Here is an 11811-nt window from a genome sequence, read left to right as displayed (position 1 = left end):
CGCAGGCCTGCAGCCGCTCAAACGCTTCGTGGAAAAACCGGATGCCGAGCATGCGCGTGATCTTGTCGAAGACGGTCATCATCTCTGGAACAGCGGCATGTTCCTGTTGCGCGGTGATCGTTACCTCGAAGAGTTGAGATATTGGCGACCGACCATGCATGCCTCGGTGGAGAGGGCCTGGGCCGGGCGTGGGGCAGATCTCGATTTTCTACGTCCCGAGTCGGGCGCATTCGCCGAATGCGCCGCCGAATCCATCGACTACGCCGTCATGGAACATACTCGGGCCGGGGTCGTCGTTCCTCTGGCGGCGGGATGGTCGGATGTCGGCTCCTACCAGGCATTGTGGGATGTCGCCAAGAAAGACGATGACGGCAATCTGCTGCGCGGTGACGTCATCGCGGAAGACACGCGAGACGCCTGGGTACAGTCGCAGTCGCGTCTGGTCGCGACGCTCGGCATCTCGGATCTGGTCGTCGTTGAAACCCCTGATGCCGTGCTGGTGGCAGATCGCCACCGCGTTCAGGAGGTCAAGACCCTGGTCGCGCGTCTGCAATCGCTCGGGCGCCAGGAGGGCGTCGCTCATCGACGTGCCTATCGCCCGTGGGGCAGTTACGAATGCGTCGAGCAGGGCGCACGCTTTCAGGTCAAGCATATTCGCGTACATCCTGGCGCTCGCCTTTCGCTGCAACGCCATCATTACCGCGCCGAGCATTGGGTGGTCGTGTCCGGCACCGCGCGGGTCACCCGGGGAGACGAGGTCTTCCTGTTAGGTGAAAATCAGTCCGCGTACATCCCGCTGGGCGTCGAGCATCGTCTGGAAAATCCCGGTCGCATCGAACTGGAACTCATCGAAGTGCAAAGCGGCGCGTATCTCGGCGAGGACGATATCGTGCGTCTCGATGACGACTACCGGCGTGGTTGATGAATAGCGTCTTGAGGCAGCATTCACGATCAAGCGGAGAGGCTTAATCAGCCCTTAAGGCATCGAGCTTAACCTACTGGCTTCTTTGTAAATGTGGACGTGTTGACAAAATGGCTGGTATCGATAAATGGAATGGAACAGGTCTCGTACGTTTAAACAAAGCTCTTTTTTGTTCCCTAAAAGGCTTGAGTGCTGCCTGGGTGCATGAATCGGCATTTCGTCAAGAATTAGTGGTCCTGGCATTGTTGATGCCAATTCCTATTTTTGGCAATTTCTTACCTATGGAAAAAGTGATGATGGGGGCATCTCTCATCTTGCTATTGGTAGTGGAGCTTATAAATTCAGCTATTGAGGCCGTCGTGGACCGCGTAGGAACGCAATGGCATACATTAAGCGGTCGAGCCAAAGATCTTGGATCGGCATCGGTTTTTATGACATTTTTGCTTGTCGTATGGGTCTGGTTGAATGTTTTACTGAAGTAACTTTGGTCACCTAATGGTCGCTTGAAGTGTACCTTGCTACGTCATTTTGAAAGACTTGAAAGGAGTGAATCGGCCATTTTATTAAAATGCTTGTAATAAGTGTTGTGAGATAAATTAAAAATCTTTTGTTGTCTCGGGGGCGAGAAAAGTGGCGCAAAAAATATAGGACAAAAGGCAGCCCGATCCTGTTCCTAAAAACACCCCACCGACAATATCAGTTAACCAGCGTGCATTCAGATAAATTCTAGAAAAGCATATAAGGAACAATAACACAAAGGTAGCGAGAGCGCTCAATATCTTGTGTTTAATATGACAATGACGCGTTAGTAGAAGAAAGATGGACAAGTATAGCGTTATGTTTAATGTAGTGTGACCACTAGGAGAAGAATAAATATCCCAGTTTTCATATAACCCCTCCATGGGGCGGTTTTTATGTATTAAAACTTAAGTGGAGGAACTGTTAAAGATATGCCGATCATGGTTAAGGCTAAAAATATGGCCGGCACTTTGTCTTTTCTTAAAAGCATTGCTAGTACGATTGCTGAGGATGTTATACCCACTGCGATGCCATCGCCAAGTTCAGTGATTCCTAGCATCAGATCGAATAGCAAAGAACTCTGGTGCTGCGCAAAGAGGTTGTGTATGGCTCCGTTTACTCCATCAAACCAGCTGGTATTTTTAACTATAAGAGATAGTATAAAAAAGAATGAAAAGCATGCTACTGAAAGCAGTAAAATCGGCCTTGCCGATCTTGAAGAGTTGTCAAAGGTGAGCGTTAAGTTTTTCATTCTAAAAGCCTGAGTAAAGAGTGCTCAGGGATTTTGGCTATGCAATGTTAAGAGAGGCTTAAAGCCTCTCTTTTAAAGGGAAATTACAAGGAGACGGTGACTATTTTGTCGTGGGAGCTTCATATAAAGGAGAAGAGTCCGTACTCCCTTGACACCGATAAAAAGCGCTGCCTGGAAGAAGCCACCAATGATCACTGTTCTGAATACCTAGATCATGCTTCTCGGATTGATCGATACAGGTTTCTCCTTTTGCCTGATCGGTTCGTATCAACATCCAGCGTTCATCGGGTGACTGTTTAACCCATGCATAAGCACGCGATAATTGTTTCTCGAGAGGAGTTTGAAACCCGAATTGAACGACAGGTTGTTGTGCCTGAAGAACGAATTCTTCATCGAAATCCGGAAGTGCCAACGAGGCGTCTTTTCCTGTGATGCGTATAACTTCTTGCATCATGTCGTGAGGTGATCTGGCCGTATTCATTAGCATATAGCCCCATGTCGACCACGAGATCCAGAAAGCCAACATCCAGATTGCAAATATCAACATTCCGCGGCGCGGTTTTAACCAGAGTATGAGAGGAATAAACAGTGCGCCAATCGTCATCCACCAATTCCATGGTACTACATCGTAGTGCTGTGATAATTCGCTTAAGCGACTGACTCCGTAGCTACCTAAAATCCCAGCGGTTAGTAATGTTCCAGAAACAGCGATGACGATTAACGCTCCTAGGTAATTAAGCCCTCTTTTATATAACAAACCGGGTAGGGAAGGTGCAATTGCCCATATCAATAATGGGATTGTAGGTAATATATAAACGCCTCGCTTGCCTGGTGACAGCGAAAAAAATAGAAGAATAATAAGTATTGCGCTCAAAGGCATCCAGATTCTTGCGTCATGTTTTTTCCAGCGGCGGTGCCAGTGCTTTATAAGCCATGGGAAGGCCAGTATTAGAGGTAGCCATGCCCAAGGAATGACGCTGATTAAATAATAATACCAAGGATTCAAGTGGTGCCAGGAATTGGCGTATCTTTCGCCTGTCTGTTTAAAAAGGATGTTGTCTCGATAAGCAGTGAGCGTTGTGTCGTCTCCAAATGTGGCGATCAAGACCATGGGAATAACCCACAAGCTAACCGTCAATATCAGCAATAAAACACCTTTTATATACTGTTTCCACTCGGGATGATACGCTGTCCCTTTTTTGTAACACAATATCCAGCCGGGTATTAGTGCCAAGGGTAGGAAGCCCACTCCCTTGGTCAATATACCGACACCCATTGCGATCCAACTAATATTCCACCAGATATTCTTGGTGTCAATTAGTGCATATCTTAAAAATCCATAAGCCCCCAGCGTTGTAAAAAACGTGAGAGACATATCTATTTGTGCCGTTCGCGCTTGAAGAGCAAATTGGAAAGTGCTTAATAGTGCCACACCTGCCAAGATAGCGATACGTACTCCGTAGAGACGCTTTGTTAGATCTACGACTAAAAAAAGAGTGCCGAAAGCGGCAAGTAGGGAGGGGAGCATGAACCCCCAGCGTACCGATCCAGTCACAGCAATGCCAATGGCCATCGCCCACATGAAAACAGGAGGCTTATCGGGATAGATTTCGCCGGCGCGATGAGGAAACCAAAACTGGCCAGTTTTTAGCATTTCGAGTGCGTTGAGTGCAAAACGTGGCTCATCTGCTGGCCAAGGATCGCGTAACCCTAGTCCAATGGCTAAAAGTACAAAAGCAATTAAAAGGAAAAGGTACCAGAAGAGTCGAGTATGGCGAACCATCGTCATGGGTAAAGGTGAAAAACGCATAAGCTATTCACTTTCCGTTAATTTACGATGTGTTTCTTTACGGATTAATATCATATTACGTATGTAAATGAAGAGTCCGGCCCCCTGGCCAACGATAAAGACAGGATCTTGGCGGTAAATTGCATAAGCAAATAGTGTAGCGCCTCCTCCCAAGCTTAATATCCAAAAAGCATTGGGCACGATACTGCGTCGCGCCTTTTCACTCGCAATCCATTGAACCAAGAATCGGGCCGAAAAAAAACCTTGGCCAAGGAAGCCAATAATCATCCAAACTAAATCAGGTTTAAACATGCTCACGGGAGTCATCGATAGTGGTATATGAGTCTACCAGCGGCATTAAATTTGCCGGTAGTCGCGAACGGCGACGCAACCATATGACGCCTAGAATATCTACGATTCCAACCCACAGACGATCATGTAAACCATAATGTGACTGCCCCTTTTGGCGCTCACGGTGATTTACATTTATGGAAATGCAGGTCCCGCCTTGTGCTTGAATAAGAGCGGGTATGAATCGATGCATATGGTTAAAGTATGGTAGCTGAAGGAACGCATTTTTATTTATTAATTTAAGACCGCATCCTGTATCGGGTGTTGAATCCTTCAGCAGTTTACTCCTAATGCTGTTAGCGATCCTTGAAGAAACCCGTTTATGCCAAACATCACGTCTCTTGCTGCGCTTTCCTGCAACGAGGGTGACCGTGTTCGTGATGGCATATTGATAAAGCGTTGGTATATCCGCTGGGTCGTTTTGTTTATCGGCATCAATAGTCGCCAACCAATCACCCTGCGCTAGTCTTGCCGCTTGCCAAATAGAAGTGCTTTGCCCTGCACTACGAGAATGGCGATATGCGCGTAGTCTTAGGTTCGCCTTGGCCTTATCTTCAAGCCATTGGTGAGTGTTATCTACGGATCCGTCATCGATAACGATAACTTCGTAATTAATTGAAATAAGTGCCTGCTCAATCTCATCAAGCAATGTTGGCAGATTTTCAATTTCATCCTTGGCAGGAATGATAACTGATAACGTTTTGGGTCGCATGATCTCGTATGTAAGTGGTGACTGTAGGGGTATTGTAAACGACCCACCTTAAGGTTCTCTTAAATTGCGTGGCGAGTTTTATATATAGCGCGTAAGAATGCTTTAAGGAGTTGGGCGGCATAATGCTTGTATTCTCGTTTAATGGAAAGTTGATGCGCGTATGCTGCCCGGAACCTGGTTGAAATATAATGTCTCTCCTTGGGTGCCCCTTCTTAAGTTATGGGGTTTGTTCTTAATTTTAATTTTTGCAATATCTTATTTTAAATTAGATTATAAAGTTGCAGATTTTATTTACGACTTTGAAGGTGGCGAGTGGACGCTAACCGACTCTTGGCTGACCAAGCATGTTCTACATGATGTAGGAAAGCGCTTTAGTATATTCATGGGTATCGTAGTTTTGATGTCAATCGCTGCAAGTTTTTTTGTGGAGACGATGAAAGGCCTGCGACGTCCTTTGGCATACCTTTTTATATCAGCTGCACTTTCAACGCTTGTGGTTTCTTCCATAAAGAACAGCATCAATGTGGCATGCCCTTGGGACTTGGTGCGTTACGGGGGCGATGTTCCTTATGTCGGTTTTTTCCAAGCATGGCCAGTTAACCTTCCCGATATAGCATGCTTTCCGGCCGGGCATGCCAGTGCGGGGTATGCCTGGATTGCTTTGTACTTCTTTTTTGATTATCTCTTCCTTTCCTCTAAATGGAGACGTTCTGGTGCTGGGGTAGCCATTTTTATGGGGCTTCTTTTTGGTATTGATCAGCAAATTCGCGGCGCTCATTTTTTGTCGCACGATTTATGGACGTTGATGATTTGTTTTAGCGTTTCTCGAATATTGGCGTATTTATTTTTTTGCCTAGGCAGTAGGCAAAAGATATCCGTTACTGAGCTTGTTAACCGTTGAGGAGATCTGGTTTATGTATAATTTTTTCTCGAAGCTGGTCTCCCAGCGTCCGGTTTTGTCGACGGACTCTCTGACCTTCTGGGTAAGTCTTGGTATTGCCTTGTTTTATAATATTCCTTTTTGGAAGGAGGTTGTTGGTTATATTTCTCCAACGAGCATGATGGACTGGTTGCTTTTACTTGAGTATGGAATCGTTCTGACTTTTATCCAATTTATCGTGTTCGTCTTTTTTGTCAATCGTTGGTTGGCGAAGCCTGTGCTTGTTTTGATAGTTTTTCTGGCAGCGGCGGTTAACTTTTATACAAGCCGTTATGGTGTATATTTCAATACAGAGATGGTGAACAATATCCTTCAAACGGATACTCAGGAGGCTGGTGAGCTTTTTACCTGGGGCTTTCTTGGGTATATGGTGGTTTATGCTGTTATCCCTGCAATGCTTGTTATTTGGGTCCGTATAAAAAAAGTGAGCCTTTTGAGGTCTATTTTGAGGCGCACGGTGGTGGTGTTGACCAGCACTATGGTATTGGGTGGCTTCATTTTGCTTACATTTCAAAGTGTATCAGCTTTGATGAGGACGCATCATGAGCTGCGTTTCTTGGTCACCCCAGGTAACGCAATAGTTTCTACTGTTCAAGATTTAGCTCCTGCACAAGCTCCTCTGCCTGATAAGAGAATTCCGCTTGAGAGCGATGCGAAACTGGCAGCCGGGGTGTCCAATAGTAACAGCAAGCCTAAGCTGCTCGTCATTGTGGTCGGGGAGACGATGCGGGCTGCCAATTGGGGTCTCAATGGCTATGAGAGGCAGACGACACCGAAGTTGAATGATCGCAACGTGATCAATTTTCCTCATGTAACATCTTGTGGCACAAGTACGGCAGTTTCTTTACCTTGCATGTTCTCTCCGCTTGGTCACGATGACTATGACGAGCGCTATATTAAAAGTCATGAGTCACTTCTTGATGTGTTAAAGCATGCCGGTATTGATGTCGAATGGTTTGATAACCAGTCGGGATGTAAAGGTGTCTGCGATGGAGTTAAAGGTGAAACATTGTCCGTGCAAGACTTTCCTGATCTTTGTGCGTCGGGGCGGTGCTATGATGAAACCCTTGTCGAGCGTTTAAAAGAAGCGTTGAAGAGTTCTTCGGGTTCTCGTGATGAAAAAGTAATTGTCTTGCATCAGTTAGGCAATCATGGCCCTAGTTATTATCAACGCTATCCTGAATCGTTCAGAGAATTTTCTCCAGTATGTGAGACTGCAGATTTGAATAAATGTAGAAAGAGCGAGATAGTAAACGCTTACGATAATGGCGTTCTTTATACCGATAATGTTCTAGATGGCATAATTGCCACTTTGAAATCTCAGTCTGAATATTCGGCTGCCATGTTGTATGTGGCCGATCATGGTGAATCCCTAGGTGAAAATGGCGTTTACCTACATGGATTGCCCTACTCGATCGCACCGAACGAACAGACGCATGTGCCCATGACGTGGTGGTTGGGCAAGGATTTTATTGGTTCTACGGGATTGGATGATGATTGTTTAAAGAAAAATGCAGACGGTAAGTATAGCCATGCCAACTTGTTTTCAAGCATCTTGGGTTTGATGCAAGTAACGACATCGGTATACGAGCCCGAACAAGACATTACATCGGCATGTGGCACCTGATTTAAAATACTTACAAGTAGCGGCGCCGAGTTGGGGGAGAGTGTGATGGTTTATAGGTTTCAGTGTGGCTCGTTAGGAAGGGTTTGCCAGAGTATAAGAAACTGGAGAGGGGGCGTTCGTAAGGGAGTTACCGAGACTCTTTTTAGATGCTATTTTTTTGAGGTCTGTATTCTCGCTTTATATATTTTGCTGGGGGTTCTGGTTGTGCCTTTTGCGCTGGTTCTGGGTCTTTATAAGCTCATAAGGTATATTTTTCGTGCAGGCCGTTGAGGATATTGTGAATTGAAAGAGCCGCCTTTAGGGCGGCTCTTAAAGTTATTTTTTATGTTTCTTAGATTTTCGGCTAGTGATCATCGCCTTGGTAAGATTTTGGCTTGTTAGTTTGCTTGAAATTATTACACCAAGAATATGCAGCATTGCTGCAGCAAGGAGGGTGTTCCCTAATACTGGATGAATGGTTTCTATCAGTGCGCTTTCATGAAAGGTATGCGTTGTTAAAAGCCAACCCAATATTGCCTGTAGTCCAAGCCCGCCTAATAGTAAAAAGACCATGACGCTGCCGGCAGGATTATGACCATCATAGTGTCGTTCATGGCCATGCCGCATGTCACGTAAATGTTTGAGTATCTCTTTTCGGGAGTAAGTAAAATTAACGAAACGTGCATGTCTAGTGCCTATCAATCCCCATAAAACGCGTAATGCTACTATGACGCCTACTGTATACCCCGCCCATTCATGTAGTGTTTGCCATTGGCCAGAGCTAACCCAGGCTGTCATGAACGCTATAACCAGTGTCCAGTGAAGGATCCTTACTACTGGGTCCCAAGTCTTTATCTTGTGCGGGGATTCTTCTTTATGCATCATTAGGTATCTCCATTCTTAACATAAAAGCGGTGCCTAATACGAATCGACTGTTATCCAATGTTTGAAAGTAACCATTGGAGGCTACATGGTAAGAAAGTATTCTGACCCTTTTCTTAATAGAGGTGGTGAAATGAAATTAGCTGATGGGCGGAAGAAAAATACAATAAGGAAGGGCGAAGGAGTGTTTTGTCTTTCTATTATTAAATTCGGGTAAGTCTGTTGGTATTCGGGTCAATGGCACATGGTAGGCGAAGGCCGTAAGCGAGAAAGGCTCGCCTTGACGAGCCTTTTGCAGTTCATGGGGTGCTCCAGACGATGGTTGCTTCCAACCCATGTTCAGGACGGTTGCGCAGTTGGAGTGTCGCCTGCTGGCGCTGGGCCAGTTCGACGACGATGGAAAGTCCCAGGCCGCTGCCGGTAGTGCGTTGGTCGGAGGCGCGACGGAAACGTTCGGTTACCTTTTCGAGTAGTTCGTCGGGGATGCCGGGACCACTGTCGCGCACGCTCAACTGGGCGATGCCTGACGCGGTTTCGCTGAGTTCCACCTCGACATGGCTGCCTTTCGGCGTGTAGCGCAGGGCGTTATCGAGCAGGTTGCGGAAAAGGATGCCGACTTCGGTTTCATCGGCATGTACGCGCAATTGTTTGAGGCCTTCGAGCGTCAATTGCTGCCGGCGCTCATGGGCGAGGGGCCACAGGTCGGCCATGAGCTCGATGACGATGGGGTAGAGGTCGATGGGGGTGGTGTGGCTATCCGGTGTGCGATCCAGTCGCGCCAGCACCAGCAGTTGTTCAACGACACGTTGCAAACGCTCGACGCCGGTATAAGCCTTTTGCAGCGATGCGGTCTCCCCGGCCTTGACGTTGTCCAGGTGGATACGCAGTGCGGCCAATGGGGTACGTAATTCATGCGCGGCGTCCGCGGTGAAGCGCCGTTCACGCTCCAGGGTTTCGCCCAGCCTGTCGATGAAGTCATTCAGCGAGTGATGCAGTCCCTCGAGTTCACGAGGAACGTCGAGCTCTATATGCCGAAGATCACGGGCATGTCGCCCTTGTACCTGGTCCGAAAGACGCCGAATAGGAGTCAAGCCACGGCGGATGATACGGTTCATCAGCCATAGCATGAGTGGCAACAGGACCAGCATGGGAATGAGATTGTTCCAGGTGATACGTTCGACGATCTCGCGCTGGAAATTGCTGCGTTGTCCCATGCTGATCCACAGTTTGTGGCGCTCATCGAACGTGCTGAAGACACGCCAGCGGTGACCGGCGTAGTCGACCCAGCGGAAACCTTCTTTGTCGGGTGCGGGAAAAGGTGCATCCTGTGTCCATTTCCCCTGAAGCAGACGTGGTGTCTTGTCGGGGGCCCAGAATCCCAGCGCGAGTTTGCGCTCTTCCTCGTGATAGAGCTTGGCTGACGTGGCGTCATCGCTTGCGAGTGTGACGGGTTTGCCATCGTGGTAGGCGCGTGCAGGATAATCTGGAATGCTGAGATGGTTGGCCAGCCGCGCGAGTTCGGCATCGCTGGCGTCTTCCGGTAGCTGGCCGGCGACGATACGGCTGTGGAGACTGAGCTGGGTGTCGAGCATTTCTTCCAGCTCGTGATCGGTAATCAAATACGAGGCGAGCACCGCCACGCCGCCGGACACGACGAGGACCAACATCAGCGTGCGGAGCAGATAATAACGAATGGAGGTCATGTCGCGTGGCGATCCAGACGATAACCGATACCGCGGACGGTCATGATCAGCGACTTGCCGAGTTTCTTGCGTAGATGGTGAACGTGGACCTCCACTGCGTTCGAGGCGACTTCCTCTCCCCAGCCGTAGAGCAGGCTTTCCAGCCGGGGACGTGAGAGCACCTTGTCGGGGTGGCGCGCCAATTCGAGCAATAGGGCGTATTCGCGGCGCCCCAGCGCGACATCATGTCCTTGCCAACTGACGTTGTGGCTGGCTTCGTCGATGCTCAAGGCGCCGACGGTCAGGATTTGTGACGCGCGGCCTTCGGCGCGTCGCGTGATGACGCGCAAGCGCGCGAGCAATTCCTGCAGATTGAAGGGCTTGAGTACATAATCGTCGGCGCCGGCATCGAGCCCACGTATACGTTCTTCGACGGCGTCACGCGCAGTAAGTATGAGAATCGGTAGTGAGGAGGAAGCCTTGCGTAGGCCTTCGAGCACTACCATGCCATCCATATCGGGGAGACCCAGATCGAGAATCATGGCGCTGAAAGATTCGTTATGCACCGCCTCGATGGCGTGATGTCCCTTGGTGAACCAATCCACCGTATAGGCATCACGGGTGAGCGCGGTCTTGATGCCATCGCCCAGCAGGGGGTCGTCTTCGACCAAAAGTATACGCATGGGGCCTCCTCGGGATTAGCGCCAGCGTAGCATGATGCATGAAGCTTAAGTCTTTCTTAAGGCGGGATGAAGCCATCGGCTGCTGCGCGCCGACGCTGGCCGGCATGAATGTAGTCTCGCCATCGGGCCGCAAGGGAAGGGCGATTGTGTCGCTCGATGGCCTGTATCACACGCCGTGCGGCGTGGTGCAGTGCCGCCAAGTGATGGACATAGGGAATGTCCTCGGGCGCCAGGTGCGAAAAGCGGGCGTGCCTCGGGGCAGGGGCGACACTAAGTACGAGCCTGTCTGGCCGCGACGCCTCTCGCATCCGCGAGACACATTGGTGCCGTGACTGGGTCTTGCTTGCCGTGACGAGGTCGATATCGACATGCAATGCGCCTTCGACGCTGAGGGCGTCATCTGAGCCTGACGATCGCATCTGGATCAGCATCTCGATGCCGGCGCGCGCGGCGATCTCACGGCAGCATGCTTGTTGTGCCTGGCATGTGGCCGCCATGGGCTGGACGCGCGTCGGCACGCCGCGTACCTGTCGCTCGAGTGCGGCCTGGTTCTCGCCCAGCGTCCATAACAAGGCACCTCGCGGTAGCAACCAATCGATGAGGGCTTCCGCAAAGGGTGTATCGGCGCCCGTAATGAGAATGCGACGTTCCGACCAATCCATGAGATACCTGCCGATGGCGAAGATGAAATAATCGCAACGCTCGCACGGTAACGCTTAAGGGAAGCTTACGTTGTCTGCGGAGACTTCAGTCTCGACGTTTAGCCCAGTGGCCCGCCGACAACGGTCTTCTTGAGACCCGCGAGGATGGCGTCGCCGTCTGCGTGGGCGAGTTCGTCATACCAGGCTTGGGTCTGCTCGAGATCCAGGCCATGGATCATCGCCGCGCGCTTGCGAGCGCGGGAGACGATCTCGCCGACGCGCTCGACACGTGACGCATCGTAGTGCGTCAGTGCCGTGGCAATCGCCGTCGAG

Annotated in this window: 12 protein-coding genes and 1 pseudogene; 5 read left to right on the top strand and 8 right to left on the bottom strand. The window is 49.5% G+C overall.

Annotation, left to right across the window (positions count from 1 at the left end):
- The 3 genes from OP495_RS15125 to OP495_RS15115 all read left to right on the top strand — a co-directional run.
- A partial coding sequence (locus OP495_RS15125; protein ID WP_280570486.1) for a mannose-1-phosphate guanylyltransferase/mannose-6-phosphate isomerase occupies positions 1–922 on the top strand: 922 nt, incomplete at its 5' end.
- 110 nt (positions 923–1032) lie between these two features.
- On the top strand, positions 1033–1404 hold the full coding sequence (locus tag OP495_RS15120) for a diacylglycerol kinase (protein ID WP_280570485.1): 372 nt from the start codon (positions 1033–1035) through the stop codon (positions 1402–1404).
- Between the two features lie 468 nt (positions 1405–1872).
- The gene (locus OP495_RS15115; RefSeq protein WP_280570484.1) at positions 1873–2205 is read left to right on the top strand and encodes a hypothetical protein; all 333 of its coding nucleotides are present in this window, start codon (positions 1873–1875) and stop codon (positions 2203–2205) included.
- 87 nt (positions 2206–2292) lie between these two features.
- Here the strand turns inward: OP495_RS15115 and OP495_RS15110 are convergent, their stop codons facing one another.
- The 3 genes from OP495_RS15110 to OP495_RS15100 are packed head-to-tail and all read right to left on the bottom strand — an operon-like array spanning position 2293 to position 5044.
- Complete coding sequence (locus OP495_RS15110; RefSeq protein ID WP_280570483.1) at positions 2293–4002, bottom strand: glycosyltransferase family 39 protein; 1710 nt, start codon at positions 4000–4002, stop codon at positions 2293–2295.
- 3 nt (positions 4003–4005) lie between these two features.
- Positions 4006–4293 (bottom strand): lipid-A-disaccharide synthase N-terminal domain-containing protein, encoded by a 288-nt coding sequence (locus OP495_RS15105; RefSeq protein WP_280570482.1) that lies wholly within the window; start codon positions 4291–4293, stop codon positions 4006–4008.
- Positions 4286–5044 carry a glycosyltransferase family 2 protein gene (locus OP495_RS15100; protein WP_280570481.1) on the bottom strand — a complete coding sequence of 253 codons (759 nt, stop codon included), beginning with the start codon at positions 5042–5044 and terminating at the stop codon, positions 4286–4288. The genes OP495_RS15105 and OP495_RS15100 overlap by 8 nt, the downstream gene beginning before the upstream one ends.
- 160 nt (positions 5045–5204) lie before the next feature.
- Here OP495_RS15100 and OP495_RS15095 point away from each other — a divergent pair, with 160 nt between their 5' ends.
- Both OP495_RS15095 and OP495_RS15090 read left to right on the top strand, forming a co-directional pair.
- A complete protein-coding gene (locus OP495_RS15095) occupies positions 5205–5945 on the top strand; it encodes a phosphatase PAP2 family protein (RefSeq protein WP_280570479.1) in 741 nt (246 codons plus the stop codon).
- Between the two features lie 13 nt (positions 5946–5958).
- The gene (locus OP495_RS15090; RefSeq protein ID WP_280570478.1) at positions 5959–7611 is read left to right on the top strand and encodes a phosphoethanolamine--lipid A transferase; all 1653 of its coding nucleotides are present in this window, start codon (positions 5959–5961) and stop codon (positions 7609–7611) included.
- A 315-nt stretch (positions 7612–7926) separates the two neighbouring features.
- On the opposite strand, the gene OP495_RS15085 is transcribed toward OP495_RS15090, so the two are convergent.
- The 5 genes and pseudogenes from OP495_RS15085 to OP495_RS15065 all read right to left on the bottom strand — a co-directional run.
- A complete protein-coding gene (locus OP495_RS15085; RefSeq protein ID WP_280570476.1) occupies positions 7927–8475 on the bottom strand; it encodes a cytochrome b/b6 domain-containing protein in 549 nt (182 codons plus the stop codon).
- A 296-nt stretch (positions 8476–8771) separates the two neighbouring features.
- The gene (locus OP495_RS15080; protein WP_280570475.1) at positions 8772–10175 is read right to left on the bottom strand and encodes an ATP-binding protein; all 1404 of its coding nucleotides are present in this window, start codon (positions 10173–10175) and stop codon (positions 8772–8774) included.
- Entirely contained in the window at positions 10172–10837 is a 666-nt protein-coding gene (locus tag OP495_RS15075; RefSeq protein WP_280570473.1) for a response regulator transcription factor, read from the bottom strand. Before OP495_RS15075 ends, OP495_RS15080 begins: the two co-directional genes overlap by 4 nt.
- 56 nt (positions 10838–10893) lie before the next feature.
- A complete protein-coding gene (locus OP495_RS15070) occupies positions 10894–11499 on the bottom strand; it encodes a hypothetical protein (RefSeq protein WP_280570471.1) in 606 nt (201 codons plus the stop codon).
- A gap of 98 nt (positions 11500–11597) precedes the next feature.
- A pseudogene (locus OP495_RS15065) lies at positions 11598–11811 on the bottom strand (monooxygenase); the annotation flags it as partial.

The organism is Chromohalobacter sp. 296-RDG (genome assembly GCF_029889885.1).
Taxonomy (GTDB): domain Bacteria; phylum Pseudomonadota; class Gammaproteobacteria; order Pseudomonadales; family Halomonadaceae; genus Chromohalobacter.
The sequence above is the reverse complement of the archived record's forward strand: the minus strand, read 5'-3'. Positions and strand labels throughout refer to the sequence as shown.

Excerpts from the sequence above, each read along its gene's own strand:
- OP495_RS15120 (WP_280570485.1), top strand. The coding sequence starts at position 1,033 with ATGGCTGGTATCGATAAATGGAATGGAACAGGTCTCGTACGTTTAAAC.
- OP495_RS15115 (WP_280570484.1), top strand. The coding sequence starts at position 1,873 with ATGCCGATCATGGTTAAGGCTAAAAATATGGCCGGCACTTTGTCTTTT.
- OP495_RS15110 (WP_280570483.1), bottom strand. The coding sequence starts at position 4,002 with ATGCGTTTTTCACCTTTACCCATGACGATGGTTCGCCATACTCGACTC.
- OP495_RS15105 (WP_280570482.1), bottom strand. The coding sequence starts at position 4,293 with ATGTTTAAACCTGATTTAGTTTGGATGATTATTGGCTTCCTTGGCCAA.
- OP495_RS15100 (WP_280570481.1), bottom strand. The coding sequence starts at position 5,044 with ATGCGACCCAAAACGTTATCAGTTATCATTCCTGCCAAGGATGAAATT.
- OP495_RS15095 (WP_280570479.1), top strand. The coding sequence starts at position 5,205 with ATGCTGCCCGGAACCTGGTTGAAATATAATGTCTCTCCTTGGGTGCCC.
- OP495_RS15090 (WP_280570478.1), top strand. The coding sequence starts at position 5,959 with ATGTATAATTTTTTCTCGAAGCTGGTCTCCCAGCGTCCGGTTTTGTCG.
- OP495_RS15085 (WP_280570476.1), bottom strand. The coding sequence starts at position 8,475 with ATGATGCATAAAGAAGAATCCCCGCACAAGATAAAGACTTGGGACCCA.
- OP495_RS15080 (WP_280570475.1), bottom strand. The coding sequence starts at position 10,175 with ATGACCTCCATTCGTTATTATCTGCTCCGCACGCTGATGTTGGTCCTC.
- OP495_RS15075 (WP_280570473.1), bottom strand. The coding sequence starts at position 10,837 with ATGCGTATACTTTTGGTCGAAGACGACCCCCTGCTGGGCGATGGCATC.
- OP495_RS15070 (WP_280570471.1), bottom strand. The coding sequence starts at position 11,499 with ATGGATTGGTCGGAACGTCGCATTCTCATTACGGGCGCCGATACACCC.